The following is a 26,296-nucleotide window of genomic DNA, read 5'->3' on the forward strand; positions in this document are numbered from 1 at the left end:
ATTTTTCGCAGAACGGCCATGGTTGCTAGTGTTGGGGGCGCCCGACCACGACGAACAATGAATGGGGCGCGCGGGTGACCGGATGCTCCGTCTGGAATGCCGTAGGTCTTCAATCGACAGGAACGAAGTGACGGGGAGATAGCGAGCGCGCGCCGGATACGCGATCCGTTCCACAAAGGAGGAACATCGTGAGTGAAACAAGGACGTTTGAAATATTCCGCTACGATCCAGACCGGGATCCCAAGCCGTACATGCAAACGTACGAGATCGAGGTGCCCTCTACTGACAAGATGTTGCTGGATGTCCTTGTCCGGCTCAAGGCACGGGACGAGACGCTCAGCTTTCGGCGTTCGTGCCGTGAAGGCGTGTGCGGCTCGGATGCAATGAACATTAACCGCAAGAACGGGCTCGCCTGCATCGCCAATCTCAACGACCTTCCCCGTCACACGGTCCTGCGTCCGCTGCCCGGGTTGCCGGTCGTTCGCGACCTGATCGTGGACATGACCGCGTTCTTCAAGCAATACCACTCGATCAAGCCCTACCTGATCAACGACACGCCCCCGCCGGAGCGGGAAAGGCGCCAGACGCACGAGGAACGCGATCAGTTGGACGGTCTGTACGAGTGCATCTTGTGCGCGTGCTGTTCCAGCGCATGTCCCTCGTACTGGTGGAATCCCGATAAATATGTCGGTCCTGCCGGGCTCCTGCAGGCCTATCGCTTTCTGGTCGATTCCCGCGACGAGGGTACGGGTGAGCGGCTGGACAATCTTGACGATCCGTATCGCCTCTTCCGGTGTCGGACGATACTGAACTGTACGGACGTCTGCCCCAAAGGACTGAATCCGGCCAAGGCAATCGGGGAGATTCGCACCATGCTCGCGCGCCGGATGATCTGAGTGACGCAACCTGACACTGGAATACAGTTATGGCACTGCCACGGGCGACACCGGGGGAATTGATCGACGTTCGACTGCATTCCATCACGCTGTTGCGTTGACCGGTTGAATCTGCAGCCAGACTCGGCAAGCCACGGTCCCTGCGGCCCGTGACCGGCTCAACCCGACCCACTATGGTCCTTTACCCATCGACTACCGATATTGCAGATCATGGGGCGGAGCAGACGTTCCAGCGTCTGTGTGCGAATGAGCAACGATCGCAGACTATGGGTTTCGATCCGGGAGCCTCTGGACATACGAATTGACCAGGGTGATCCACCCACTGACGTACGGGAAACTTGCGTCAGCTTTCACGGTTTCCAGGGAGGCGCGAAGCAATGAAAAAAATCATGACAGCGGCGGCAGGCGCGCTGATCGGTGTATCGATCGCGGTTGCTGGGGAGCCGGAGCAGACCACGTCGCACGAGGACATGATGTCGAACCACGACATGACGTCGCGCCAAGCTGAGGTGGCCCGCAAGGGTGCGGTTGTGATGCCATTTGATCTGGCACGGACCAGCCATTTTTTCGACGATACCGGAAGCGGCGGGATTGAGACAATCACGGCGAACGACAAACACGACACCAAACAGGTCGCGCTTATTCGTTCTCATCTGACAATCGAAGCTCAACGTTTCCGCCGCGGCGACTTCGCCGATCCTGCGGCGATTCACGGTCACGATATGGCAGGGCTCGCCACCCTGACAAGGGCGGGTAAGAAGCTTCACGTTGAATACAGGAGCCTGCCCTCCGGAGCAAGCCTGACATATGCAAGCAGCGACCCGGACGTGATTGCCGCTGTTCATGCGTGGTTCGCGGCCCAGCGTTCCGACCACGCCGCGCACTCCCATCTTCCCAAATAGCTCGGGCGCACTGTAGGCAACGAGCGTCGGCTGCGCGGGGACGTCGGTAACGCGAACGACATGCGCCAAGGACAAAGGTCCGTTGTCTGGGCGAAGCCGACGTTCGAACGTCCACGTGAAGGTGTGAGCCAACGTCTGTTGCTGGCCGAACTGAGCCAGACAACCTGACACTGTCTGCTTGGTCCGGTGAGCCGGGCTCTAGCAGGGCGTGAGTTGAACGGCGCGCGCAGCTTAGACTGCGTCGCGTACCCGCATGATCGTCTGGCGGCTCGTGCCAAATTGCCGAGCAAGCGCGGCCACGCTTGCCCCCGCGTCCAACTCGCGCAGCACGTCCGCCCGCTGCTCGTCCGACAGGGCGGACGGCCGCCCCATCACCTTGCCTTCCGCCTTCGCGCGAGCGATACCAGCGTGTGTGCGCTCAATCAACAGATCCCGCTCGAATTCGGCCACCGCGTTCAACACCTGCATCGTCATCCGGCCGGCCGCGCTCGTTAGATCTACGCCGCCCAGGGCGAGACAATGAACCCGGATACCGCGTTCGGCCAATCCCTCGACCGTGGCCCGCACGTCCATCGCATTGCGGCCGAGTCGATCGAGCTTCGTCACGATCAACACGTCGCCTTCTTCCATCTTGACGAGCAACTGCGCAAACCCCGGCCGCTGATCGGCGCTTACGCTCCCCGAAATGCTTTCCGACACAACGCGGCGCTTGTCGACCGAGAAGCCGGCCGCCTCGATCTCTCGTAACTGGTTCGCGGTGGTCTGGTCGGACGTACTGACGCGGGCATAGGCAAAGGTTCGGGACATATCGGGCACTCAATCTGTACGAAATAGATGTCCGAATGTAAGGCAATGTCCAAAACATTTCAACCCTTATTTGCGGACAGGGCAAAATGCCCCTGCCCGTAAGGGATCGGTTTTGGACAGGCGCATTTGATTGGAGGCCGATTGCCTTCTGGTCGGTCGCTGGGACAAACAGGACGGTGCCACTATTCGAATGCCCAAAGCGGTCAAGCTATCACGCAGTGCGGACTCTGAGCTGAGGCGCTTACACTTCTCGCTGGGTGGTGCCCCGGCCTCGGGAACTGACGTGGCGGGGGAAAATTTGCCCATCGCCGTGTTTTCAGCTTGGAGGCTAGGCATGTAGTCGCAGACCAGTTCATCAGTTGCTGCGCCGCGTTATGCGGTCGACATATCGAGCTACGCCCGGCTGGTCAGACCCTAGGCAAGCTCTGTACCAGCGCTCCGGCCAACGTCCGCAAATGTGCCACCAAGGTTCGCACATCAGCGTCGGTGATCGAGACCTTTCGGCCAAGCAGAGACTGGGCGCTGCCAGTCTTCCTGATGTATTCGGCATCGATGATGCCCAGCTTATGCGCCAGCAGGTGTCGCTTCTGGAACTGCGTGGTTACAAAATTCCAGGCAGCCGCGTCGAGCAAGGCGGCCAGGTCGAAGCCGGTTTCGCGGAGCAGCTTGTCCTTGGCGGCGTCGATGCTTTGAAATGAGATATTGAAGGGCTGCGCGGCACAATGTTCGCGGCCGAAGCCATCGAAGCAGGAGATGGCATCCTCCAGAGCGTTGTCGATCAGTTTTGTCGCGAGATCCGCCGGTGCGACCTGCGCCAAGTCGAGCGACTTTAGCACCAGGTCAAAGTTCGCATTGGCGATTTGCAGGGAGTTATGGGCCCCGCAGTCGGGACAGAAGCCGAACGCGCCATAGATCGTATACTCCATTGTGCAGGCGCAGCAGGTCACCCGTTCTTCCAGCTCTTCTTCCCGGTAATACACAATCGGTGTCGGGCTACCCTTGACCGAGATGCCAATCGACACGAAGGCGCGCGGATCGGGCCGGCGCTCGAGCTTCTTTAACTCCGTCAGGAGTTGCCCGGACAGCTGATTCATGGCGACCGACTGCGCGTATTCGATCTGCTGCTTGGTCCAGAATTCCTTCTGCGGACCAGTGTGGTTGCAGTACGGGCAATGGCAGTCAGGATCGCCCGGCAGGCCAGTGCCAAACTTGATTTTGAAGTACTTCTCGCACGCTGGACACTCGCGTCCGGTGTAGCCGTCAGCGTCGGGGGCGATCTTCACAGAGATTTCCATGTCGGCATCTTACGGATGTGGACTTAGACAAAAAACAGTTCGTCGGCCCTGGCTTCAAAGTGCCCGGCGATTGCGAGCTAAGATCGCAATCGCAATCGCAATCGCAATCGCAGTCGTCCCAGGCCCGTTGTTCGCTCAGGCACGCGAACTCAGTGTTAGCCGTCTCCTTGCCACGCGCATTCAATTCCGCGAAGACCGCGATGATTTCGTTTTCGATGGACGCCACGTAGGTCGCGATGTAAATGTCAGCGCTTGAAACGGCGGACGAGATAGCGTCCAGGCCCCGGCATCGCGTCGCCTACACTTGTCCGCTAGCCTGCGGTGTTTCGACCGGTGGTGCGTCGCGCCACCATGAACACTCACGAAGAATCCGCTCGTTCGCCAACAGAGGTTCGACAAAGTCGCTGCGCACGAAGAACCTGAGCCCCGGGCATATTGGCGGCGGAAACCCGATGATCTGCTGAATCGTCGTCGCGTAGTCCTCGCAGGCGCGCAGCGTCTCGGTGACAAGATAGGCTAAGGCCGGGCGCAGCGAGCAAAGGTCATTGGGCAGCCGGTGTTCCTGACTCCACACGTTAAAACTGTTGAACGGCGCGGCAGCGCCGCGCACCGCGAAGCCGCGCGCGGTCACGAAGACCAGATCAGGCGAGTTGCCGCCATGCACGTACTTGTCACGGAAAGTCCGCAGCATCAGGAAAAATGCGCCCGCGCGACCATAAAACTCTGCTAGCGACTGCGGAATGCGGAACTTACTGGCGATCTCTTCGACGGGACGCAGTTGATTGGCGGTCAGAACCATGTCACCGAAACTCTGCGGCAGCTCGCGCTTCTTCGTCGCGGCGTCGAGAAGTTGAACACTGTTCCACTGCGCCGCGATCACCTCTTGAAGCAGGTCGAACACGCTGCGGCATAGACTGAACAGGTACTCAAGTTCGGTCAGTACCAGACGGCTCGCGCCACTCCGCCCGCCCTCCGCGTAGTCCAACAGGATGTCAAACTTCTTCAGGCAGGCACCAAGGTTGAAGACATCGTCCATGATCCCTTCGAGCGGTCGCGCCACGCCGCGTAAGTTGCCACGCTGGGCGATGAAATCCAGGAAGCGCAGGTAGCCATCGCGATCAGACTGCGGCTCGGCAGCGAAGTAGAAGCCTTCGCCCGGCCACGCTTTGATGCGGAGCAGGCCAGCCTCGGTCTTCAGCCACAGATGCCAGTCCCCGTCAGCGAAAAAGCTTAGCGACGCAATGGCCCGCCCTGCGAGGTTGGGCACATCGAGATAAGGGATCTTGGCGAGTTCGGAGAGCGGGATCTGGTCCATAATTTACTCTGCCAGCATGGGTGCAAATACACAAGCCACTTTCGGTGCTGCATACCACCAATTTTACAGTCGAATTGTCAACTCACCTGGCTCCGGTCGGCACGGATCGCACGATCTTACGGTGGGCTCTATGTGTGCGAGATATGAAGGTATCTTGACGTGGCTTGCCCAAAGCGGACAGTGACGAGTGACCGCTTCTGGTCGAACGCGGCCGGTCGCTGCCCTGTCACGCTCGACCGGCGCAGATCAACCCTGAGCAGCAGCTCGTGCTGCTGCTTCGTCAATGGCGGCTTCCAAAGCCACTATGGCCGATCACGTCACCGCATTGCATAACGAGCGGAATCGGGGCACCAAGGCTCATGCCTTTGCTTCTGCCGCATTCGACAACATCCAATTCACTATTGCCTGCCTCGTTAATTCGAAGCATCTGTACCGTTGCTGACGGCGAATTTCAGTCTGAGGTGTTGACACAATGTCCATGTGACGCTGTACAGAGAATTCGCCTAGATCAAATTTCCCTGAGTGAAAGTGGGACGATCGGATATCTCCGTAGAGATATTCCAATAGTTGCTCATCACTCGACTCGAGTGACAAATGTTTCCGCATGAATGCACTGAAGCTGCGTGCTTCACTATCGGTAGCGCTGAGAGCTTCAATTGCGCCGACGCGGTAAGCTAGTTCGGCCGACGGAAATCTTCGCCCCAGTGAAAGGCCAATTTGATACATTCTTGCCGCACCGTCAAACGCGTCCTTCACTGGCTCCGGTAAAGCGTCAACACCCCGCAGAATTCGCCGAGCCTCTGGAGGCATCTTCAATGTTCCGGCCACTCGACCATAGTGGCGGATGCCCTTACTAAATGCGCCTGCGGCGCAGATCTCGCCTTTCTTGGGCATGAAATTGCCACCGGTCAACTGACCGATACCGCGTCCAAGGCGTTCAGCCACCGGGGGCGTGCCTGCCATAACCCACACCTGCTCAAACGAATGTTCATATAGATCTATGTCTAGCAATACGGAGAGGCGCGCAGCAAATCGGCGCGAGAACTCTGCAGCAAGGTAGCTCGCGTCGAACATGTCAACAGCTTCGACTTCAAACTCAAGGACCACTGCGCGTTCCGCGTTTATTAGCATCGGAGAATCTATGTCAAGAATTGCCGGCGCAACTCGGACTCCGCGGAACCAATATTCCCCGTCCAACTGCGGTCCGACGTAGAAGAAAACCTGACGTCGATGCTCGGTTCGTCTCGACTCTATGAAAGCGTGTGTCAGGGCGGAATCAATAATTTCCCTCGCGAGTTCTTCCCACGCTTCATTACCTGCTTCGTCGTTCGTCGATGCCGGACAGACTTCCAACTCAGCTAGCGTTCCGTCGGCCGACGTCCGCAGCGACCAGATGAGTTCCGCTTGGCTAACCGCCCCCCCAAACGTGGTCCTGACCACGCTTAGAATGGAGTCAGGTTTCACATTTTCGAAATGTGCCTGCGCTCTATGTGTCCGTTTCGCGAATTCCGCGTTCAGATAGGTGAGGAACAGTTGCTGCTTCGGACCTTTAGGGATCGACAGTCGGCGCTTCATGTGGCATCGGTTCGTGGATTTGTGCAAATTGCGACATTACCATCAATGCAGAATCAAGCTCCGCAACATGAACGGATGGCAGCGTGTGGGATATCCAGCCATCGCGAACGACTGATTATGCGCGCGACAGAATGGCCGATCGAGGCCGAACAGTGACACCATGTATTGCGGTCTTAGATAATCCGAGACAAATCTTTTACGGGGGCAGACCTTTCGATATAATTGCGGTACTTGTTGGTACCTAATCGAACACGGCTCTAGGAATCTGTGGGCGATGCAAGGGAAAAAGGCGGGGAGTGCTCAATCATTGAGCATATTTCGTCGAGCTGACGAGAGGGTGCCGGGGGTGTGCTACCAACACATCCCACCGGCGATTTTTGGCTTGGCTGCCTGTTCCATAATTGGAGGAACCACAAGAGCCACCGCGCCTAGGAAACGCTTAGCTCTTGTTAGGACGGATGATACCGCGCGCGGCGCGCCGTGCAAAGTAACTTTGCAAAGTTACTTTGTGCGTCTCCCGCGAACTTCATTGCGCCCGTACTTTGATAGTACGGCGCGGCTTATTGCCGCCGCTATCCTCCTTCTTGCTGAACAGGCCATTTCTGAACAGAAAATGGCTCTTAAGATTCTTCGACTTATTGGTGTGCTGGATTGTGTCGGCGTCAAGAAAACAACGCTGTATCGCTGGATTCGTGAAGGCAAGTTTCCAGCGCCGGTCCAGTTAGGGGCTCGTAGCGTCGGCTGGCGCGCGACCGACGTCCAGCAATGGGTCGAATCCCGTCAGTCCACACGGGGGCAAGCATGAGCGCGCATGCCCCGCTGATCAGTCGCGGCGGCCCGTATGGTCGCGCGATGGGCGCGGCCGTCACGGCGCGCGACGCCGCGTTCGTGCGTTGCCGCGACGCCCGACTCCGCAAGCTCGCAGGAATCCTCGATGACGTCGAGGGCTGCTTCTGGAACCGTGGCGACGACACCGGGAAGCTCGTAGCGATCGCCGTCACGCTCGCCTCGACGCTCGCGCTCGAAGCCCCGCGCCTGACGACAAAGCAACTTGGCACCGCCTGCGAGAAGTTCGTCCAGGCGATTGCCGCTGCTGAACAGGATTCGGCGAACTATCGTCGTCGGCAGTATCGACAGCTGCGGAAAGCCTATCGTGCGCTTTACAACGACATCGATGCGCAGTGCACGGACGGGACGCGCCGCTTGCAAGTTAGCGCCCTGCTGCGGGGCGTCGCGCTCGGCCAATCACTGGCGCAGGGCAGCTCGCGACTGGACATCGAACAGCTCAAGCTGGCGACCGCCGTGCTCAAGGGGGAGACCGCCTGATGCTCCCCCAAAGTCGCTTTGCACTAGGTAATACACGGCGAGGGGTGTCGCGATTTGCGTCGTCCAGCATCGCGCGGTATTCTGTGCGTGTCGCTGAGACAACAGCGACCCGGTTTGGCGACTGGAGTTTGCAAAAGGCGGACAACCGCCGCTGCGCGGTTTTTTTACGTCCGCACGCTAAGCGCCTTCAATGGTCGGGCCTTGGCGGGGGTGCCTTCGGGCACGCCGGTTTCCTTTTGCGCCGGTTCGCCAACCCTGTCATGTGCCCGGCCACCCCATTTGGCGATGGGGCCGGGTCCCGAACCCAGCAAAAGGAGGTCGCACCCAATGCGCCAGCCCTCGCACGCCCGTACCGGGCAGCAATCCCACCTCATTCAATCCATCGTCCGCGCAGCACTGCGCGACGCAGCAACCGCCAGCACATACCAAGACGCACTCGATGCGACTGGCGCGGCACTCGCCGCAATCGCAGCGCTCGTCCGTGCGGAGGTGCGTCATGGCTGAGCTGCGCTGCAAGATCGGCGATTTGGCGATCGTCACGAGGTGCGATGCGCGCTCGCGTATCGGCATGCTGGTTGAGGTGGCATCGGCTCGGCCGACGCCCGACCACGATTGGCGCGTGCGGATCTTGGGCGGCCCCGTCTCGGGGCGTAGCGTCTGCGGTCGCCGGTCTGGCGACTTCACGCACGCGGCCGTCTACGACTGGAACCTCACGCCGATTCGCGGTGAAGCGGAGCTGGATTGCACGATCGATGTCCGGCAACTCCTCGCGTCGATTCTGGAGGTGCGCCATGTCTAAATACCGCCTGCCGAACGAAGTCACGATGATCGCCATGTGTGCGGCCCATCAGTTCGCCCAGCTCGAAGCCCTGTTCGATGCTGTCCGGTCGCATCTTGCGGAGGGCACCTACGAGCGAGCGCTCGTCGACATGGGGCAAAGCGTCGCGAGCCGGTATTCGGCCGACATGCGTCGCACTGCGCAGCCGGAGGTGTGCCATGACTGATCAGCGCATCCGAACCGCGGTTATCAATGGCTTCGACAACGCACCGCCACTCGATACAGGCGCTCCGATCGAGCTGCAATTCGCCGTCGACCTGGGCGCGATCTGCGCCGACGCATGGCTTGACCTGAAAGGCGACGTGCGGCTGCACGACTACGCGGCACATCAAGCCGCCGCGTTCGCACGCGGCATGGAAGCCGCCATGCAGGACGCTGGCGACGTCGACGCGCACCGCGTGACGATCAGCCGCCAAGCGTTTGCAGCCGGCCTCATGGGGCGCGTGCAGCAGCACCTGTTTGCGGCGCTCGGCCTCGTCACGCGCGAACCGCGCACGACGCACTGAGGGGCGGCCATGGCAAAGACGAACAAGAATGCCGTGCAACCGCTCGCGTCGCACTTCGTGGCCGAGGTGAACCGCCCCGACCGTAACCGCATCGGCACGCGGATCAGTGACGCCATGGAGCTGCTGGACAGCCTGCATTGGGCGGCCGACAAGGCCATGTCGGATGACGACTACTGGCTTGTGCTGAGCCTGTTCCGCGCGTCCCTGCCGTCGATCGGCGCGGCGCTGGAGGCGGCCAACGACGCCCTTGGCGAGTCGCGGCTCGGCCGCTACGTCTACAGCAACGACGTCACGGCCGGCGGGGCCGTTCTGTCGGTGCCTCGCGCGGCCGGCTAACACCCGCCGCTAGGCATCGTCGCTTCAATCAATTCTTCGCGCGTCGGGTAGCTGCTTGCCCGATATGGACTACTAATCGGAAGCCGACCGACGCGCGTCCAGTGGGAACCTATGAGTAACGCACCCATGTCCGAATTCGAGCGGGCGAGAGTCGCGCTCGGCTATGTTCCGCCCGACGACCGCGACACGTGGAGTCAGGTGGGGATGGCGCTCAAGGCCGAGTTTGGCGAGGAGGGCTTCGCCCTCTGGAACGAATGGAGCCAAGGCGCGCAGAACTACAACGGCAAGGACGCGCGCGATGTGTGGAAGTCGTTCAAGGGCGGCAAGATCACCATCAACACGCTGTTTCATCTCGCCAAGCAAGGCGGCTTCGATCCGCGTGCGCATCGGGCGAAGCCGGTCGATCCAGCGGAGCGCGAGCGGCAGAAAGCCGAGCGCGCGGCCCGCGAAGCGGCCGAGCTGGCCGAACTGACCGAGAAGCAGCAAGCCGCGTCGGCCCTCGCTGAATCGATCTGGTCGGTGGCCGAGCCTGCGCCGGCCGATCACCCGTATCTCGTTCGCAAGCGCATCCCGGTCGACGCGCTGCGCGTCTATCGCGGCGGCTTGTGCATCGGCACGGCCGCATGCGACGGCGCACTCGTCATTCCGGCGCGTGACGCGAACGGCAAGCTGTGGACGCTGGAATTCATCCTGACGGATGGCCAGAAACGTTATCTGCCGAACGGCCGCAAGGCGGGCTGCTTCTCGCTGATCGGCGGTCCGCTATCTTCCGCGCCGTCCACGCTGCTGATTGGCGAGGGCTACGCGACGTGCGCGACGCTCGCGGCCGCGACCGGCTATCCGGCCGCCGTCGCGTTCGATGCCGGCAACCTGCACGCGGTCGCGACAGGACTGCGCGGCCAGTATCCGGACGCGCGCATCGTCGTATGCGCCGATGACGATCACACGACGAAGGGCAATCCGGGCGTGACGAAGGCCCGCGCGGCGGCCGAGGCCGTTGCCGGCATCGTCGCCGTGCCCGACTTCGGTTCGAACCGACCGGCGAATGGGACCGACTTCAACGACCTGGCTGCGCACCTCGGCCCGGATGCGGTGGCCGCCGCCGTGCGCGCTGCGCTTGCGTCGGCCGGCTCGGCGGATGCCGGCAAGGCCAAGGCTGCACCGCCCGCCGCGAAGCCCGCCAAGCGCCCCAAAACGGCCCGCGCGCAGGACGGCAAGTCGCGGTTCGTCGTCGACGATAAGGGCGTGTGGTTTCACGGCTTCAACAATCAGGGCGATCCGCTGCCGCCGCATTGGGTCAGCACGCGAATCGATGTGATCGCGGAGACGCGAAACGAGATGAACAGCGAGTGGGGTTACCTGCTCGAATTCACGGACCGCGACGGCATCCTGAAACGGTGGGCGGTGCCGGCCGGCTTGTTTGCCGGCGACGGTACGGAGCTGCGGCGCATGCTGCTCGATATGGGCGTAAAGCTTGGCGTGACGCAGATCGCCCGCACGCAGATCGCGAACTATGTGCAGATGGCGCAGCCGGACGAGCGCGTGCGCTGCGTGCCGCGCGTCGGCTGGCATCACGGTGCGTTCGTGCTGCCCGATCGCGTCATCGGCACCGGCAAAGAGGCGTTGATCTATCAGGCCGACACGCCCATCCAGAGCCAGTTCAAGGAACGCGGCACGCTGGTCGACTGGCAACGCGAGGTTGCGGCCTACTGCGTCGGCAATAGCCGGTTGCTGTTCTGCGTCGCTACCGCCTTCGCTGGTCCGCTGCTGCACTTCTCCGGGCTCCAGTCGGGCGGCTTTCACCTGCTCGGCACAACGTCCAAGGGTAAGTCGACGGGCGGCGTCATCGCCGCGTCCGTGTTCGGCTCGCCGGACTATGTGCGGAGCTGGAAGGCGACCGACAACGCGCTCGAAGCCGTCGCCACGCAGCATAGCGACGCGCTGCTGATCCTCGATGAAATCGGGCAGGTCGAGCCGCGCTTGGTCGGCGATGTGATCTATATGCTTGCGAACGAGTCGGGCAAGGCCCGCGCGTCGCGTAGCGGCTCAGCAAAGCCCGTACTCACGTGGCGGCTGCTGTTCCTGTCGAACGGTGAGAAGAGCGTGTCCGCGCTGATGGCCGAGGGCAACAAGCCCATGAAAGGCGGTATCGAGGTGCGCTTGCCCGCGATCCCGGCTGAGGTCGGCGAAATGGGCGTCGTGGAGAAGCTGCACGGCTTCCCGACGCCGGCCGCACTGATCGAGCATCTAGAGCGGCACGCCGGCAGGCACTACGGCACGGCGGGGCCGGCCTTTATCGAATGGGCATCGTCGCAGGCCGATGAGCTGGCCGAGCATCTGCGCATGCGCGTCGACGAGCTGGTCGGGCAATGGGTGCCGGACGGATCGCATTCGCAGGTTGCCCGCGTCGCCAAGCGGTTCTGCCTCGTTGCGGTGGCCGGCGAGCTGGCCACGGCGCACGGGCTGACCGGCTGGCCGCAGGGCGAAGCGGTCGAGGCCGCGCGTCGTTGCTTCGAAGGCTGGCTCGAACTACGCGGCGGCACCGGCAATTCGGACGAAGCGGATGCGGTGCGACAGGTGCTGCACTTCCTCGTCGCACACGGCGACAACCGTTTCGTGTGGATGAACCGGGCGCAGGACGACCATCGACCGAACGCGCCGCACCGTGCGGGCTGGAAACGACTCGTGAAACACGACAAGAGCAGCATCGCCATCGAGTCGGATCAAGCGTATTACGCTGAGTTCGGCGAGAAGATGAGCGCCGAAGACGCGGAAAGCGTCGAGACGGAATACCTGATCGAGTCAACCGTGTTTCGCAAGGAAGTATGCGCCGGCTACGACCATAGGATCGTCGAAAAGGCTTTGATGAAGCGGGGTGTGCTGATGCTGCGTAGCGATGGGCGTCCGTATCGACAAGAACATATTCCCGGCATGACAAAGAAACTCATGGTCTATCGCGTCCTGCCGTCCATCTTCTCACTCGAAATCTAAGCTGCACCGCCGCCGTCCGGGAGGGCGGTGGCGGGCATCCCTTTGCGCGGCACTTTTGGCCCGTGCGTCAAAGTTACTTTGAGCGATACGCTCCAGATGGAACCGGGTCGGCGGTTGCCTCGACTCTTGCTGAGGATGTAACAATCCAGCCTGGTTTATCTCCAGTATCTCCAGCGTTCTCCAAATCGTTTGGAGACACACGAAGCCTTACCCCACAAGGCTTTGCGGCCGATTCGGGCGTTTATCTCCAACTCTCCAACTCGTTTTGCACTGAGCGGGCAGACGTCGACCGTCTGCGTCTACCGCGAAGCTAGATGGGGCGCGGCTTTCCGGGATTCGACGGGCATCAGAAGCGCGTTTTCGAGGGGGGTGTCCGAGATACGCCCCGATCGGGCATTGTTGCGCCGGCCGCAAGTGTCGGGGCGGCCAGAAAGCGGGGGACCCTGCGTCTAGGGCAAAGACGCGGGGGCTCACACCCGCGTCTTTTCTCTACTGACGGCAAACATAGGGGGGGCACATAATAATAAGGGGCCAAATCATCGGTTTACCCTATGCCTACGCCGTTTCCGTTTTGCTGGTGGGAAACGCCCGAGAGGGGGTCATACGCGTCGCGGCACGGGTCTATCTTGCCGCCGCGATCGGGATGATTTCCGCCCCGGCTTTGAGCTTGTCGAGGTAGTCCGCCCACTGTTGCATCATCGAGCGTCGTGCCTTGATGAACTTTGTTCGGTTGTACGCCCGCCCAAGGCTGTCAGGGACCGTATGCGCTAGTTGGTGCTCGATCACTTCCGGCTTTTCCTCCAACTCTTCATGCAGGATCGTCCGTGCCATTGCCCGGAAGCCGTGACCGGTAATCTCGGTGCGAGTGTCGTAGCCGAGCCGACGAAGGGCTGCATTGATAGCGGCCTCGCTCATCGGCCGATTTCGGTCGCGAGCACCGGGGAACACGTAGACGCCTTCGCCAGTCAGGGCGTGAAGCTCGCGCAAAATCGTGACAGCCTGCGCGGCCAGCGGAACAAGGTGATCCGTTTTCGTTTTGTTGACGAAATAGCGCCATTCGCCTTTGTCGAGGTCGAATTGCGCCCATTCTGCCTTCCGCAACTCGCCCGGCCTAACGAACAGCATGGGGGCTAGCTTGAGCGCGCAGAGAACCGGGAACGTGCCTGTGAAGCCGTCGAACGCGCGAAGCATCTCGCCCACTTTCTCCGGCTCAGTGATTGAGGCAAAGTGTGTTGTCTGCGCGGGCGGGATTGCATCTACCAGATCGCGGGCCGGATCGGCCTTGCAGTGCCCCTCTTTGATGCCGTAGCGGAATACCCGGCTAATCTCGCTGCGGATGCGATGGGCGGTAAATCTGGCTCCACGCCCGTCTACGCGCTTCAGCACGACCAGTATCTCCGGGGCGTCGATTTCAGCGATAGGGCGCTTGCCGAGCCATGGGAATACATCGTTCTCCATGCGGGCGAGCGTCTTGGCATGCTGCGCTGGCTCCACGGTCGTCTTGCGCTCGGCCATCCAGCCACGGGCGACAACCTCAAACGAATGGGCGGCCGCGAGCAGGCTGGCTCTTTTTTCCGCCTTCTTCGCTTCACTCGGATCGATGCCGGCAGCGAGCTTTTCACGGGCTTCGTCGCGCTTCTTCCGTGCGGTCGCCAATGTAACTTCCGGGTAGACGCCGAGCGAGTAGCGCTTTTCCTTGCCCCCAAATCGGTATTTGAGGCGCCACCACTTGCCCCCGCTCGGGGCGATTTCCAGATAGAGGCCGCCTCCGTCGAACAGGCGCACGGGCTTGTCGGCAGGCTTGGCGTTCCGGATGGCTGTATCGGTTAATGGCACGGGGGCAACTCCTGACAGGTAAGGCAATTTCGGATGGGTTGCCCCCAATGTTGCCCCCGCTTGCCCCCGGCTGTCTACGCACCACACGGCACTTTGCCGGAATGAAAAAACCCGCGAAGCCTTGTGCTGTCGCGGGTTTTGGGACTTCCGGGAATCTCCCGGAACTATGTCATGGTGCCCAGGGCCGGAATCGAACCGGCACGCCTTGCGGCGGGGGATTTTGAGTCCCCTGCGTCTACCAATTTCACCACCTGGGCTTGTGACCGTTGCCGCACCAGCGATGCTGCGCGGCGAAACGCGGATTATGGCGGAAAATGGGGCGCCGGGCAAGCCATCGGCGCGCCGCGCCGCCCGTTACCGGCTCAGGTAGACGAACCGGCCCTGTTTCACGATCCCCATCACGCTCGCGCGCTGATCGAGTCCGACGTGGTCCTTGTCGCTCGTGTTGACGACGCCGTTCGGCACGACCAGCTCGTGCGCCCGTTCGAGTTCGCGCCGCAGCGCCGTCCGGAACGCCGGCGTGCCCGGCTGCGCCGCCTTCAGCGCGCGGCCGACCGCGTCCGCGAGGCGCGGATACACGCCGGCCGCGTCGCCCGCGAACTGCGTGACCGTGCCCGCGCCGTAGCGCGCTTCATATGCATCGACGAACGCCAGCGCCGCCTTGCGCGCCGGGTCGTCGGCCGGCAACGTGCGGGCGACGACGACCGGCTGCGTCGGGAACAGCGTGCCTTCCACGTCCTTGCCGCCGAGCCGGATGAATTCCGGCGTCGCGATTCCGTGCGTCTGGTAGATCGCGCCCTTGTAGCCGCGCTCGATCAGCGTGCGCTGCGGCAGCACGGCCGGCGTGCCCGAGCCCGCGATCAGGACGGCATCGGGCTTCGCCGCGATCAGCTTCAGCGCCTGCCCGGTCACGCTCGCGTCGGTCCGGTTGAAGCGCTCGGTCGCGATCACGCGGATCTTGCGGATCTCGGCGAAGCGCGTGAACTCGTTCAGCCAGCTGTCGCCATAGCTGTCCGCGAAGCCGATGAAGCCGACCGTCTTCACGCCGTGATTGGCCATGTAGCGCGTCATCACGTCGGCCATCGCGCTGTCGCTCTGCGCCATCTTGAACGCCCAGGTGCGCGCGCCTTCCTGCGGCTCGACGACCGCGCCCGAGCCGACCAGCGTGATCATCGGCGTTTGCGACGCGGCCACCGCGTCCAGCGCCGCAAGCGCGGCCGGTGTGATGTTCGGCCCGACCACGACGTCGACGTGATCCTCGTCGACCAGCTTGCGAATATTGCGCACGGCCGCGCCCGGATCGGACGCATCGTCGAGCACCGTCAGCTGCACCGGCTGGCCGGCGATCGTCTTCGGCCACATCAGGATCGCGTTCTTGCTGGTGATGCCGATCGCGGCGGCCGGGCCGGTCGACGACAGGTCGACGCCGACCTTCAGGTCGGCATGCGCGGCCGCGCAGCCGAGCAACAGGGCGCCGGCAGCGGCGCGGCGCAACAGGGCGGGAAGCGTCATGCGGAAGTCTCCATCTGCATCGGGCAACCAAAAGGGGCGCGATATCGAACCGCGCCCCCGCGTTCATACCTCGTGCGTCAAAGCTCGTACGATTCGGCTTCGCCCTTGAGCGCCTGCTCGATCAGCTTGCGGTTCAGCGTCGGCGACAGCAGCTCGACGAGCGTATACACATAGCTGCGCAGGTACGCGCCCTGCTTGAGCGCGACGCGCGTCACGTTGCTGCCGAACAGATGGCCGACCGGAATCAGCCGCAGGTTGCGGTCGCGCTCCGGATTGAACGCGATGTCGGCCATGATCCCGACGCCCAGCCCGAGCTCGACGTAGGTCTTGATCACGTCGGCGTCGATCGCCTCGAGCACGATGTCCGGCGATAGCCCGCGCAGCGCGAACGCATGGTTGATCTTCTTGCGGCCGGCGAACGCGTTGTCATACGTGATCAGCGGATACTGCGCGAGGTCGTCGAGCGTGATCGGCTTGCGCTCGAGCAGCGGATGGTCGGCCGGCACCACGGCCGCGTGATGCCACTGGAAGCACGGCAGCGACACGAGCTCCTTGTAGTCGGAGATCGCCTCGGTCGCGATCGCGAGGTCGGCCTGGTCGTGGATGACCATCTCGGCGACCTGCGTCGGGCTGCCCTGCAGGATCGACAGATGCACCTTCGGGAAGCGCTTCTTGAATTCGGCGATCGCGGCCGGCAGCGAATAGCGCGCCTGCGTGTGCGTGGCGGCGATGGTCAGGTTGCCCTGGTCCTGCGCGGCGTAGTCCTTTCCGACCCTTTTGAGGCTCTCGACTTCCTGCAGGATCCGCTCGACCGACGCGAGTATGATTCTGCCCGGCTCGGTGAGCGAGCGAACCCGCTTGCCGTGGCGGGTGAAGATCTCGACGCCGAGCTCGTCCTCCAGCTCGATGATCGCCTTCGACACCCCCGGCTGCGACGTATAGAGCGCCTTGGCGGCCTCGGTGAGGTTGAAATTCTGCCGGACGGCCTCGCGCACGAAGCGAAATTGGTGCAGGTTCATTTATAACCCTTCCGCATATCAACAGAATTTTTTAGTCGTTTGAAATATAAGGCGAGTTTATTACGATTCACCGGAGTTTTTCAAATATGGATATCTGTTTTCGTCATTAGCAATCCAGCCGGGCAGCGGAAGGCCGGCCGGAGCGGCGAAACAGAGATTCGGGCGCGACGTGGCTAGGACGTCGCGCGGTCACCACGAACACCCTGGGGTCCCCGAATGTATCAGTACGACCAGTACGACCAGACGATCGTCGACGAGCGTGTCGCACAGTACCGCGATCAGGTGCGCCGCCGCCTGTCGGGCGAGTTGAGCGAAGACGAGTTCCGTCCGCTGCGCCTGCAGAACGGCCTGTACATGCAGCGCCACGCGTACATGCACCGCATCGCTATTCCGTACGGCAACCTGCGCAGCAACCAGCTCCGCATGCTGGCGCGCATCGCCCGCGAGCACGACCGCGGCTACGGTCACTTCTCGACCCGCTCGAACATCCAGTTCAACTGGGTCGAGCTCGAAGACACGCCCGAGATCCTCGCGAAGCTCGCCTCGGTGCAGATGCACGCGATCCAGACGTCGGGCAACTGCATCCGCAACATCACGGCCGACCAGTTCGCCGGCGTCGCGCAGGACGAGGAGATCGATCCGCGTCCGTGGGCCGAGATCCTGCGTCAGTGGTCGACGTTCCATCCCGAATTCGCGTGGTTGCCGCGCAAGTTCAAGATCGCGGTGTCCGGCTCGCACGACGACCGCGCGGCCGTGCAGATCCACGACCTCGGCGTCTATCTGAAGAAGAACGCGCAGGGCGAGGTGGTCGCGAGCATCCTCGCGGGCGGCGGCCTCGGCCGCACGCCGATCGTCGGCGCGGTGATCAAGGAAGATCTGCCGTGGCAGCATCTGCTGACGTACTGCGAAGCCGTGCTGCGCGTGTACAACCGCTACGGCCGCCGCGACAACCTGTACAAGGCGCGGATCAAGATCCTCGTGAAGGCGCTGTCACCGGCGAAGTTCGCGCAGCAGGTCGAAGAAGAGTGGCAGCACCTGAAGGACGGCCCGTCCACGCTGACGCAGGCCGAACTCGACCGCGTGTCGCAGTATTTCGCGCCGCCCGTCTACGAGAAGCTGGCCGACACCGACGCGTCGTTCGAACAGCATCTGCTCGAGAACAAGGCGTTCGCGCGCTGGGTCGAGCGCAACGTCGCGCCGCACAAGGTGGCCGGCTACGCGGCGGTCACGCTGTCGCTGAAGGATCACCGCGTCGCGCCGGGCGACGCGAGCGCCGAGCAGATGGATCAAGTGGCCGAATGGGCCGACGCGTACTCGTTCGGCGAAGTGCGCGTATCGCACGAGCAGAACCTGATTCTGGCCAACGTGAAGAAGCGCGACCTGTTCGCGCTGTGGGAAAAGGCGAAGGCGGCCGGCTTCGCGACGCCGAACATCGGGCTGCTGACCGACATCATCGCGTGCCCGGGCGGCGACTTCTGCTCGCTCGCGAACGCGAAGTCGATCCCGATCGCGCTGGCGATCCAGCAGCGTTTCGACGATCTCGACTACGTGTACGACCTCGGCGACCTGTCGCTGAACATCTCCGGTTGCATGAACTCGTGCGGTCACCATCACGTCGGCAACATCGGCATCCTCGGCGTCGACAAGGACGGCGCCGAGTGGTACCAGGTGTCGCTCGGCGGCGAGCAGGGCACGGGCCAGAACGGCGCGCGCCTCGGCCGCGTGATCGGGCCGTCGTTCTCCGCCGACGAAGTGCCCGACGTGATCGCGAAGCTGATCGACACGTTCGTCGATGCGCGCGCCGACGGCGAGCGCTTCATCGATACGTACGACCGCATCGGCATCGCGCCGTTCAAGGAGCGCGTCTATGCGGCGCGCCAGGCAGTGAACGCCTAACCCACCGGCTAGAAGGAATTTGCAGATGGCTTCGATTATCAAGAACCGCGCAGTGATCGACGACGCATGGCAGGTCGTGCGCGCGGCGGAAGACGGCGCGCTGCCCGCGGTCGACGCACTGCCGGCCGGCAAGGTGCTGGTGCCGTTCGCGTTGTGGCAAGCGGAGCGCGCGGCGCTCGTCGCGGCGAAGACGAAGGACGAACTCGGCGTATGGCTCGCGCCGGACAGCGAGCCGGCCGAGCTGGCGGCCGACTTCGGCGCGATCTCGCTGATCGCGGTCGACTTCCCGCGGTTCGCGGACGGCCGCGGCTACAGCATCGCGCGGCTGCTGCGCGAGCGCTACGGCTGGACCGGCGAGCTGCGCGCGATCGGCGACGTGCTGCGCGATCAGTTGCTGTACATGTCGCGCTGCGGCTTCGACGCGTTCGCGGTGCGTGCCGACAAGGACATCCACGACGCGCTCAACGCGTTCGGCGAATTCACGCAGCGTTACCAGGGCGCGTTCGACGAGCCGGCGCCGCTGTTCCGCCGCCGCGCGGCTGCATCCGACGCGAAGGTGAACGCATGAGCGCCGCGACCGCACTCACGCCCGAACTGGCCGCCAAGGTCGAGCGGCTCGACGCGCTGCTCGCGCAGATCGGCGCGCGCCACGACAAGGTCAAGTTCGCGAGCAGCCTCGCCGCGGAAGACATGCTGCTGACGCACGCGATCCTGTCGAAGCAGGTGCCGATCGGCATCTTCTCGCTGAACACCGGCCGCCTGCACGCGGAGACGCTCGGCATGATCGACCGCGTGCGCGAGCGCTACGGCTACGAGATCGAGCAGTTCCATCCGAACCAGGAGGCGGTCGATCAGTACGTCGCCGAGCACGGGGCGAACGCGTTCTACGACAGCGTCGAGCTGCGCAAGTCGTGCTGCCACATCCGCAAGGTGGAGCCGCTGAACCGCGCGCTGGCCGACGTCGGCGCGTGGGTCACGGGCCAGCGTCGCGAGCAGTCGGTCACGCGCGCGGAGCTGCACGAGGAAGAAAGGGACGAATCGCGCGGGATCGCGAAGTACAACCCGCTCGCCGACTGGACGGAAGCCGACGTGTGGGCGTACCTTAACGCGTTCGAAGTGCCGGTCAATCCGCTGCACGCGCGCGGTTACCCGAGCATCGGCTGCGAGCCGTGTACGCGTGCGATTCGCCCCGGCGAGGACAGCCGCGCGGGCCGTTGGTGGTGGGAGTCGCGCGACACCAAGGAATGCGGTCTGCACATCACGACGATCACGCCGATTCCCGCGAGCGCCGAAGCCGGCGCCGCGCACTGAACGCCGACCAGAACCCGAATATTGCGCGGCCCGCGACAACGGGCCGCACGAACCCAGAAGAGAAGGACCGAAATCATGAGCACGACGCTCGAGCAATCCGCCTTTGCCCCGCCCGCCGGTGCCGACAACCGCATGGGCCACCTCGACTGGCTCGAAGCCGAGTCGATCCACATCCTGCGCGAACTGGTCGCCGAATGCAGCAAGCCGGCGCTGTTGTTCTCGGGCGGCAAGGATTCGGTCGTCGTGCTGCACCTCGCGCTGAAGGCGTTCGGCCTCGGCGCGAACCGCAAGACGACGCTGCCGTTCCCGCTCGTGCACATCGACACGGGCCACAACTACGAGGAAGTGATCGACTTCCGCGACCGCCGTGCACAACAGCTCGGCGCCGAGCTGGTGGTCGGCCACGTCGAGGATTCGATCAAGCGCGGCACGGTCGTGCTGCGCCGCGAAACCGATTCGCGCAACGCCGCGCAGGCCGTCACGCTGCTCGAGACGATCGAGCAGCACGGCTACACGGCGCTGATCGGCGGCGCGCGCCGCGACGAAGAGAAGGCGCGGGCGAAGGAGCGGATCTTCTCGTTCCGCGACGAATTTGGCCAGTGGGACCCGAAGGCGCAGCGCCCCGAGCTGTGGAGCCTGTACAACGCGCGTCTGCACAAGGGCGAACACCTGCGCGTGTTCCCGATCTCGAACTGGACCGAGCTCGACGTGTGGCAGTACATCGCCCGCGAAAACCTCGAACTGCCGTCGATCTACTACGCGCACCAGCGCGAGATCGTGCGCCGCAACGGGCTGCTCGTGCCGGTCACGCCGCTCACGCCGATGCGTGACGGCGAGACGAGCGAGCTCGCGCAGGTGCGCTTCCGCACGGTCGGCGACATCAGCTGCACGTGCCCAGTCGAGAGCGATGCGGACGACGTCGAGAAGATCATCGCCGAGACGGCCGTGACCGAGATCACCGAACGCGGCGCGACGCGGATGGACGATCAGGCGTCGGAAGCTGCGATGGAGCAGCGCAAGAAGCAAGGCTATTTCTGAAGCACACGAGGACATTCACATCATGAGCATCATCGAGAACACCGAAGACCTCGGCGTGCTGCGTTTCATCACCGCGGGCAGCGTCGACGACGGCAAGAGCACGCTGATCGGCCGCCTGCTGTACGACAGCAAGGCCGTGCTGTCGGACCAGCTGTCCGCGCTGTCGCGCGCGAAGAACAAGCGCACGGTCGGCGACGAGCTCGACCTCGCGCTGCTGACCGACGGGCTCGAGGCCGAGCGCGAGCAGGGCATCACGATCGACGTCGCGTACCGCTATTTCGCGACCGCGAAGCGCAAGTTCATCATCGCCGACACGCCGGGCCACGAGCAGTACACGCGCAACATGGTGACGGGCGCGTCGACCGCACACGCGGCGATCATCCTGGTCGACGCGACGCGCGTGACGATCGAGAACGGCGTCGCGCAGCTGCTGCCGCAGACGAAACGCCACAGCGCGATCGTCAAGCTGCTGGCGCTGCAGCACGTGATCGTCGCGATCAACAAGATGGACCTGGTCGACTACAGCGAAGCGCGCTTCAACGAGATCCGCGACGCGTACGTCGCGCTCGCGCAGCAGCTCGGCCTGACCGACGTGCGCTTCGTGCCGGTGTCGGCGCTCAAGGGCGACAACATCGTCGGCGCGAGCGAGCGCATGCCGTGGTACGCGGGCGAGCCGCTGCTCGACGTGCTCGAATCGCTGCCGGTCGAGACGCAGGCGCATGACGCGCTGCGCTTCCCGGTGCAGTGGGTCGCGCGCCAGGACGGCAGCTCGGCCGACGATTTCCGCGGCTACATGGGCCGGATCGAATCGGGCGAGGTGAAGGTCGGCGACGAGATCGTCGTGCTGCCGTCGAACCGCACCGCGACGATCGCCGAGATCATCGCGCCGGTGCCGGGCGGCACCGCGGCAGTCCCGCACGCGTTCGCGGGCCAGACGGTCACGATCCGCCTTGGCGAAGACATCGACGTGTCGCGCGGCGACATGTTCGTGACGGCGGCGGAGCCGGTCGTACCGGCGAAGAAGCTCGACGCGGACCTGTGCTGGTTCGACGAGACGCCGCTGTCGCCGCAGCGCAAGTACCTGCTGAAGCAGACCACCAGCACGGTGTTCGCGAAGATCGGCGCGGTCAACGAGGTGCTCGACGTGCATACGCTGTCGCACGCGACCGACCGTCAGGAACTGAAGATGAACGACATCGGCCGCGTCGCGCTGACGCTGCAGAAGCCGATCGTCTGCGACACCTACGACGCGCATCCGGGCACGGGCGCGTTCGTGCTGATCGACGAGGCGACGCATCACACGGTCGCCGCCGGCATGATCCGCGCCTTCTCGGCGTAACGGGCACTGCGGGGCACCGCGCGCCGCCTTCGCGGGGCGCGCGAGCCGCCATGGCACGACTAGCGAAGCGACAAACATGGGCAAGGTGTATCTGATCGGAGCAGGGCCGGGCGCCGCGGACCTCATCACGGTGCGCGGCGCACGGCTGCTCGAGCAAGCCGACGTCGTGCTGCACGACGCGCTCGTCGAGCCGGCGATGCTCGACTACGCGCCGAACGCGCGCCGCATCGCGGTGGGCAAGCGCTGCGGCCAGCGTTCGACCGCGCAGCACTTCATCAACAAGCAGATCGTCGATGCGGCGCGCGAGCATGCGTGCGTGGTGCGTCTGAAGGGCGGCGACCCGATGCTGTTCGGTCGCGCCGAGGAAGAATTGCGCGCGCTCGAGGCAGCCGGCATCGACTACGAGGTCGTGCCGGGCATCACCGCGGCGCTGGCCGGCGCGGCAACGCTGAAGCGCTCGCTGACGCTGCGCGGCGTGTCGCGCAGCGTCGCGTTCGCGACGCACAGCCGCGCGCCCGGCAGCGACGAGATCCGCGAGGCCGCGCGCGCCGATTCGATCGTCTACTACATGGGGCGCGACAGCGCGCCGGGCATCGCGCAGCAACTGATCGACGCGGGCCGCGCCCCGGCGACGCCGGTGGCGATCGTCGAGGCATGCAGCACCGCGCGCGAACGCACGCTGACGCTGACGCTCGCGCAGATGGCCGCGGGCGACGCGCAGTCGTGGCTCGATCCGGCCGAACCGAGCCTGCTGATGATCGGCGACGCGTTCGCCGAACGCGCCGCGCGCGCGAAAGAGGGTGATGCGTTGCGCAACGCCGCGTGAATCGACGTAGCGTCCGGGCAAAAAAAAGCGCTGGCTTCATCGAAGCCAGCGCTTTTTTGTTTGGATGCCGCCGATTCGGCTACGCGTCGCGGCCGATCTGATCGATGCAGTAGCGCGCGATCGCGTCGAGCACGCCGTCGTCCTCGCCGACGGCCGTCGCGCAGCGGATGTCGAGGTGCGGATGCGCGGCGCGGCACGCGTCGATCAGCTGCGGCAGGTCGCGCCGCACGTGGCCGCCCTGGCCGAAGAACACGGGCACCACGGTGATCCGCGTGCATCCCGCCGCGACCTGCGCGGCGACGGCCGCGTCGAGCGACGGCGTCATCAGTTCGAGGAAGGCGAGCGACACGTGAGCGGCCGGTTCGCCGGCGCCGCGCAGCCGCGCGGCGAGCCGTTCGAACGGCTCGGCCCAGCGCGGATCGCGCGCGCCGTGACCGAACAGGACGATGCCGTGCGAACTCATGTCGTGATCTCCCTCGTGGCGGCGCTCAGTGCCGGTCGACCCACTTCAGCGCGAACAGGCCGAGCGCGAGATAGATGAGGCCCGGCGTTGCTGCGGTGAGCGGCGCGGGCCACGTGTTCAGCGTGCCGATGTGCGAGAACAGCGTGTTGAGCAGCTGGAAGCTCATGCCGAGCATGATGCCGCCGAACACCTTCACGCCCACCACGCCGGCGCGCGTATGCAGGTACGCGAACGGCAGCGACAGCACCAGCATCACGAACACTGCGAACGGGTAGAGCAGCTTGCGCCACAACGCGATGTCGTAGCGCTGCGTGTCCTGCTGGTTCTCGCGCAGATGCTGGATGTAGCGGAACAGGTTGGTCAGCGACATCCGTTCGGGCGACACGAGCAGCACCGACAGGATCTGCGGCGTCAGATCGGAGCGCAGCCGGTATTCGGGCAGCGACACCTGCTGCGACCGGTACACCGGGTTCAGCGCGTCGGCCGGCTGGCCGGCGATCGGCTTGATCGGCGTCAGCTCGGTTTCCGTCACGCCCTTGAGCAGCCAGTGGCCGGGCGGCTCGTAGCGGCCGGTCTGCGCGATCCGCACGTTCTGCAGCTGGAATTTCGAATCGAACTCGTAGATGCGCACGTTGCTGATCGTCGAATCGGGCGACAGGCTGCCGACGTTGACGAAGCGCGTGACCTGCTCGCCGTTCTCGCGCGCCGCGAGCGTGTCCTTCACCCACACGCCCGACTGGAAGTTCGACGACACCGATGCGCCGAGCGCCTGCAATCGCACCCGCTCCGACAGCTGGTCGGCGTACGGGCCGACGAATTCGCCGATCAGATAGGTGATGATCACGAGCGGCACGCCGATCTTCAGCAGCGAGCGCAGCGCCTGGTTGGTCGCGAGGCCCGACACGCGGAAGATCGTGAACTCCGAGCTCGCGGCCATCTGCGCGAACACGTAGATCGCGCTGATCAGCGCGGCGACCGGGATGATCTCGTAGAAGCGCGACGGCGTCTGCAGCGCCACGCGCAGCACCGCGTAGCCGAACTTGTAATTGCCGTGGCCGACCGAGTTCAGTTCGCTGATCAGGTCGAAGAAGAAGAACAGCCCCGAGAACGCGAACAGGATGAAGACGAACGTGACGTAGATCTGTCGCGCGAAATACTTTTCATAGAGCCGCATCGATCATGCTCCCGAGCGGCCGAACAGCGCGCGTGTAAACAGCGGGCGATTGCGCACGCGCAACCAGAAGATCACCGCGACGATCGCCGCGACGGCCAGATGCAGCCCGACGAGCCCGACGCCGAACGACATCTTGCCCTGCTCGATCTGCGCCTGCACGACGTTCAGCAGGTTCGAGTAGGTGAGGTAGATCAGCACGGCCATCACGAGGTTGATCGTGCGGCTGCGGCGCGGGTTCTGGTACGACAGCGGAATGCCGAGCACCATCAGGTTGATCGCGATCAGCGGCAGCCCCGCGCGCCATGCGAACTCGGCGAGGTTGTTGCGCGTCGGGTTGCTCAGCAGCTCCGGCGTCGGCGTGCTGTTGGTGGTCGGCACGTTGGTGACCGGCGTGCTCGTGATCTTCACGCCGTAACGCTGGAACTCCATGATCTTGAAGTTCGGCTGGCCCGGCGTGCCGTCGTAGCGGCGGCCGTCCTCCAGCACGACGAAGCGGTCGCCGTCGCGCGTCTCGGTATGGCCCGCGTGCGACACGACGACGTTGACCTTGCCGTTCTCCGTCGACGTGACGAACACGTTCTGGACCTTGCTCTGATCCGGCGACATTTTTTCGATGAAGAACACGCGATGGTTCGACGCCGATTCGCGGAACTGGCCCGGCGCGAGCAGCGAGATTTCGTCGCGCTGCTGGAAGCGCGCCTTGATCATCTTGCTCTGCTGGTTCGACCACGGCCAGCCGACGAACGCGAAGAACGCGATCAGCAGGATGATCGGCGTCGCGAACACGCCGATCGGCTTGATCAGGCGCGTGAGGCTGACGCCCGACGCGAGCCAGACGACCATTTCGGAGTCCCGGTACCACCGGGTCAGCACGAACAGGATCGACACGAACAGCGTGACGACGAGCATCACCGCGAGATAGCCGATCACGGTCAGGCCGATCAGCACGAGCACGTCCCGCGGATCGATTTCGCCGGACGCGGCGTAGCCGACGATGCGGATCATCATCGTCGTGAGCATGATCGTGAGCAGCACCATGAACACGGCGCCAGCCGTATACGCAAGCTCGCGCTGGAGGGAGCGTTCGAAGATCAT

General features: G+C 63.7%; 25 protein-coding genes and 1 tRNA gene. 15 read left to right on the forward strand and 11 right to left on the reverse strand.

What is annotated here, in order from left to right:
* Positions 1-188: 188 nt before the first annotated feature.
* Both AK36_RS16990 and AK36_RS16995 read left to right on the forward strand, forming a co-directional pair.
* Complete coding sequence (locus tag AK36_RS16990; RefSeq protein ID WP_080938682.1) at positions 189-896, forward strand: succinate dehydrogenase iron-sulfur subunit; 708 nt, start codon at positions 189-191, stop codon at positions 894-896.
* A gap of 377 nt (positions 897-1,273) precedes the next feature.
* A complete protein-coding gene (locus tag AK36_RS16995) occupies positions 1,274-1,798 on the forward strand; it encodes a hypothetical protein (protein ID WP_052691559.1) in 525 nt (174 codons plus the stop codon).
* A gap of 231 nt (positions 1,799-2,029) precedes the next feature.
* Here AK36_RS16995 and AK36_RS17000 read toward each other — a convergent pair whose 3' ends face one another.
* The 4 genes from AK36_RS17000 to AK36_RS33010 form a co-directional block, all read right to left on the reverse strand.
* Positions 2,030-2,605, reverse strand: coding sequence for a recombinase family protein (locus tag AK36_RS17000; protein WP_045578857.1), 576 nt, complete (start codon positions 2,603-2,605; stop codon positions 2,030-2,032).
* Positions 2,606-3,012: 407 nt separating this feature from the next.
* The gene (locus tag AK36_RS17005) at positions 3,013-3,900 is read right to left on the reverse strand and encodes a hypothetical protein (RefSeq protein ID WP_045578858.1); all 888 of its coding nucleotides are present in this window, start codon (positions 3,898-3,900) and stop codon (positions 3,013-3,015) included.
* 298 nt (positions 3,901-4,198) lie between these two features.
* The gene (locus AK36_RS17010; RefSeq protein WP_045578859.1) at positions 4,199-5,215 is read right to left on the reverse strand and encodes a hypothetical protein; all 1,017 of its coding nucleotides are present in this window, start codon (positions 5,213-5,215) and stop codon (positions 4,199-4,201) included.
* A 357-nt stretch (positions 5,216-5,572) separates the two neighbouring features.
* The gene (locus tag AK36_RS33010; RefSeq protein ID WP_126220412.1) at positions 5,573-6,790 is read right to left on the reverse strand and encodes a hypothetical protein; all 1,218 of its coding nucleotides are present in this window, start codon (positions 6,788-6,790) and stop codon (positions 5,573-5,575) included.
* A 529-nt stretch (positions 6,791-7,319) separates the two neighbouring features.
* Here AK36_RS33010 and AK36_RS31240 point away from each other — a divergent pair.
* The 7 genes from AK36_RS31240 to AK36_RS17045 all read left to right on the forward strand — a co-directional run bounded on the left by AK36_RS31240 (position 7,320) and on the right by AK36_RS17045 (position 12,787).
* Positions 7,320-7,595 (forward strand): helix-turn-helix transcriptional regulator, encoded by a 276-nt coding sequence (locus AK36_RS31240; protein ID WP_224383365.1) that lies wholly within the window; start codon positions 7,320-7,322, stop codon positions 7,593-7,595.
* On the forward strand, positions 7,592-8,116 hold the full coding sequence (locus AK36_RS17020) for a hypothetical protein (protein ID WP_045578860.1): 525 nt from the start codon (positions 7,592-7,594) through the stop codon (positions 8,114-8,116). Before AK36_RS31240 ends, AK36_RS17020 begins: the two co-directional genes overlap by 4 nt.
* Positions 8,117-8,612: 496 nt before the next feature.
* On the forward strand, positions 8,613-8,915 hold the full coding sequence (locus AK36_RS17025) for a hypothetical protein (protein WP_045578861.1): 303 nt from the start codon (positions 8,613-8,615) through the stop codon (positions 8,913-8,915).
* Positions 8,908-9,120 (forward strand): hypothetical protein, encoded by a 213-nt coding sequence (locus AK36_RS17030; RefSeq protein WP_045578862.1) that lies wholly within the window; start codon positions 8,908-8,910, stop codon positions 9,118-9,120. Before AK36_RS17025 ends, AK36_RS17030 begins: the two co-directional genes overlap by 8 nt.
* On the forward strand, positions 9,113-9,460 hold the full coding sequence (locus AK36_RS17035; RefSeq protein WP_014722320.1) for a hypothetical protein: 348 nt from the start codon (positions 9,113-9,115) through the stop codon (positions 9,458-9,460). Before AK36_RS17030 ends, AK36_RS17035 begins: the two co-directional genes overlap by 8 nt.
* Before the next feature lie 9 nt (positions 9,461-9,469).
* On the forward strand, positions 9,470-9,796 hold the full coding sequence (locus AK36_RS17040; RefSeq protein ID WP_004556769.1) for a hypothetical protein: 327 nt from the start codon (positions 9,470-9,472) through the stop codon (positions 9,794-9,796).
* Between the two features lie 126 nt (positions 9,797-9,922).
* Positions 9,923-12,787 carry a DUF927 domain-containing protein gene (locus AK36_RS17045; protein WP_045578863.1) on the forward strand — a complete coding sequence of 955 codons (2,865 nt, stop codon included), beginning with the start codon at positions 9,923-9,925 and terminating at the stop codon, positions 12,785-12,787.
* Positions 12,788-13,408: 621 nt separating this feature from the next.
* On the opposite strand, the gene AK36_RS17050 is transcribed toward AK36_RS17045, so the two are convergent.
* From AK36_RS17050 to AK36_RS17065, 4 genes are all read right to left on the reverse strand, one after another.
* Positions 13,409-14,623 (reverse strand): tyrosine-type recombinase/integrase, encoded by a 1,215-nt coding sequence (locus AK36_RS17050; protein ID WP_045578864.1) that lies wholly within the window; start codon positions 14,621-14,623, stop codon positions 13,409-13,411.
* 172 nt (positions 14,624-14,795) lie between these two features.
* Positions 14,796-14,880 (reverse strand) — tRNA-Leu (locus AK36_RS17055).
* Positions 14,881-14,977: 97 nt separating this feature from the next.
* Entirely contained in the window at positions 14,978-16,135 is a 1,158-nt protein-coding gene (locus AK36_RS17060; protein ID WP_045578865.1) for an ABC transporter substrate-binding protein, read from the reverse strand.
* Between the two features lie 77 nt (positions 16,136-16,212).
* Positions 16,213-17,154: a CysB family HTH-type transcriptional regulator gene (locus AK36_RS17065; RefSeq protein ID WP_014723479.1), complete on the reverse strand. Its 942-nt coding sequence runs from the start codon at positions 17,152-17,154 to the stop codon at positions 16,213-16,215.
* Between the two features lie 216 nt (positions 17,155-17,370).
* Here AK36_RS17065 and AK36_RS17070 point away from each other — a divergent pair, with 216 nt between their 5' ends.
* The 6 genes from AK36_RS17070 (at position 17,371) to cobA (ending at position 23,564) form a co-directional block, all read left to right on the forward strand.
* A complete protein-coding gene (locus AK36_RS17070; protein ID WP_011885745.1) occupies positions 17,371-19,050 on the forward strand; it encodes a nitrite/sulfite reductase in 1,680 nt (559 codons plus the stop codon).
* A 25-nt stretch (positions 19,051-19,075) separates the two neighbouring features.
* Entirely contained in the window at positions 19,076-19,618 is a 543-nt protein-coding gene (locus AK36_RS17075) for a DUF934 domain-containing protein (RefSeq protein ID WP_011885744.1), read from the forward strand.
* Complete coding sequence (locus tag AK36_RS17080; protein WP_011885743.1) at positions 19,615-20,361, forward strand: phosphoadenylyl-sulfate reductase; 747 nt, start codon at positions 19,615-19,617, stop codon at positions 20,359-20,361. Before AK36_RS17075 ends, AK36_RS17080 begins: the two co-directional genes overlap by 4 nt.
* A gap of 75 nt (positions 20,362-20,436) precedes the next feature.
* Positions 20,437-21,399 carry a sulfate adenylyltransferase subunit CysD gene (cysD, locus tag AK36_RS17085; protein ID WP_011885742.1) on the forward strand — a complete coding sequence of 321 codons (963 nt, stop codon included), beginning with the start codon at positions 20,437-20,439 and terminating at the stop codon, positions 21,397-21,399.
* Positions 21,400-21,421: 22 nt separating this feature from the next.
* On the forward strand, positions 21,422-22,738 hold the full coding sequence (locus tag AK36_RS17090) for a sulfate adenylyltransferase subunit 1 (RefSeq protein ID WP_045578866.1): 1,317 nt from the start codon (positions 21,422-21,424) through the stop codon (positions 22,736-22,738).
* A 76-nt stretch (positions 22,739-22,814) separates the two neighbouring features.
* On the forward strand, positions 22,815-23,564 hold the full coding sequence (gene cobA, locus AK36_RS17095; protein WP_045578867.1) for a uroporphyrinogen-III C-methyltransferase: 750 nt from the start codon (positions 22,815-22,817) through the stop codon (positions 23,562-23,564).
* 79 nt (positions 23,565-23,643) lie between these two features.
* On the opposite strand, the gene AK36_RS17100 is transcribed toward cobA, so the two are convergent.
* The 3 genes from AK36_RS17100 to lptF are packed head-to-tail and all read right to left on the reverse strand — an operon-like array spanning position 23,644 to position 26,296.
* Positions 23,644-24,027 carry a sirohydrochlorin chelatase gene (locus AK36_RS17100; RefSeq protein ID WP_011885739.1) on the reverse strand — a complete coding sequence of 128 codons (384 nt, stop codon included), beginning with the start codon at positions 24,025-24,027 and terminating at the stop codon, positions 23,644-23,646.
* 25 nt (positions 24,028-24,052) lie between these two features.
* Positions 24,053-25,201, reverse strand: coding sequence for an LPS export ABC transporter permease LptG (lptG, locus tag AK36_RS17105; protein WP_045578868.1), 1,149 nt, complete (start codon positions 25,199-25,201; stop codon positions 24,053-24,055).
* 3 nt (positions 25,202-25,204) lie between these two features.
* A complete protein-coding gene (gene lptF / locus AK36_RS17110) occupies positions 25,205-26,296 on the reverse strand; it encodes an LPS export ABC transporter permease LptF (RefSeq protein ID WP_011885737.1) in 1,092 nt (363 codons plus the stop codon).

Origin of the sequence: Burkholderia vietnamiensis LMG 10929 (genome assembly GCF_000959445.1) — a bacterium.
Classification (GTDB): Bacteria; Pseudomonadota; Gammaproteobacteria; order Burkholderiales; family Burkholderiaceae; genus Burkholderia; species Burkholderia vietnamiensis.

Bases quoted from the DNA above. Each gene is read 5' to 3' on its own strand.
- AK36_RS16995 (WP_052691559.1), top strand. From the start codon at position 1,274: ATGAAAAAAATCATGACAGCGGCGGCAGGCGCGCTGATCGGTGTATCG.
- AK36_RS17000 (WP_045578857.1), bottom strand. From the start codon at position 2,605: ATGTCCCGAACCTTTGCCTATGCCCGCGTCAGTACGTCCGACCAGACC.
- AK36_RS17005 (WP_045578858.1), bottom strand. From the start codon at position 3,900: ATGGAAATCTCTGTGAAGATCGCCCCCGACGCTGACGGCTACACCGGA.
- AK36_RS17010 (WP_045578859.1), bottom strand. From the start codon at position 5,215: ATGGACCAGATCCCGCTCTCCGAACTCGCCAAGATCCCTTATCTCGAT.
- AK36_RS33010 (WP_126220412.1), bottom strand. From the start codon at position 6,790: ATGAAGCGCCGACTGTCGATCCCTAAAGGTCCGAAGCAGCAACTGTTC.
- AK36_RS17020 (WP_045578860.1), top strand. From the start codon at position 7,592: ATGAGCGCGCATGCCCCGCTGATCAGTCGCGGCGGCCCGTATGGTCGC.
- AK36_RS17025 (WP_045578861.1), top strand. From the start codon at position 8,613: ATGGCTGAGCTGCGCTGCAAGATCGGCGATTTGGCGATCGTCACGAGG.
- AK36_RS17030 (WP_045578862.1), top strand. From the start codon at position 8,908: ATGTCTAAATACCGCCTGCCGAACGAAGTCACGATGATCGCCATGTGT.
- AK36_RS17035 (WP_014722320.1), top strand. From the start codon at position 9,113: ATGACTGATCAGCGCATCCGAACCGCGGTTATCAATGGCTTCGACAAC.
- AK36_RS17040 (WP_004556769.1), top strand. From the start codon at position 9,470: ATGGCAAAGACGAACAAGAATGCCGTGCAACCGCTCGCGTCGCACTTC.
- AK36_RS17045 (WP_045578863.1), top strand. From the start codon at position 9,923: ATGTCCGAATTCGAGCGGGCGAGAGTCGCGCTCGGCTATGTTCCGCCC.
- AK36_RS17060 (WP_045578865.1), bottom strand. From the start codon at position 16,135: ATGACGCTTCCCGCCCTGTTGCGCCGCGCCGCTGCCGGCGCCCTGTTG.
- AK36_RS17065 (WP_014723479.1), bottom strand. From the start codon at position 17,154: ATGAACCTGCACCAATTTCGCTTCGTGCGCGAGGCCGTCCGGCAGAAT.
- AK36_RS17070 (WP_011885745.1), top strand. From the start codon at position 17,371: ATGTATCAGTACGACCAGTACGACCAGACGATCGTCGACGAGCGTGTC.
- AK36_RS17075 (WP_011885744.1), top strand. From the start codon at position 19,076: ATGGCTTCGATTATCAAGAACCGCGCAGTGATCGACGACGCATGGCAG.
- AK36_RS17080 (WP_011885743.1), top strand. From the start codon at position 19,615: ATGAGCGCCGCGACCGCACTCACGCCCGAACTGGCCGCCAAGGTCGAG.
- cysD (WP_011885742.1), top strand. From the start codon at position 20,437: ATGAGCACGACGCTCGAGCAATCCGCCTTTGCCCCGCCCGCCGGTGCC.
- AK36_RS17090 (WP_045578866.1), top strand. From the start codon at position 21,422: ATGAGCATCATCGAGAACACCGAAGACCTCGGCGTGCTGCGTTTCATC.
- cobA (WP_045578867.1), top strand. From the start codon at position 22,815: ATGGGCAAGGTGTATCTGATCGGAGCAGGGCCGGGCGCCGCGGACCTC.
- AK36_RS17100 (WP_011885739.1), bottom strand. From the start codon at position 24,027: ATGAGTTCGCACGGCATCGTCCTGTTCGGTCACGGCGCGCGCGATCCG.
- lptG (WP_045578868.1), bottom strand. From the start codon at position 25,201: ATGCGGCTCTATGAAAAGTATTTCGCGCGACAGATCTACGTCACGTTC.
- lptF (WP_011885737.1), bottom strand. From the start codon at position 26,296: ATGATCTTCGAACGCTCCCTCCAGCGCGAGCTTGCGTATACGGCTGGC.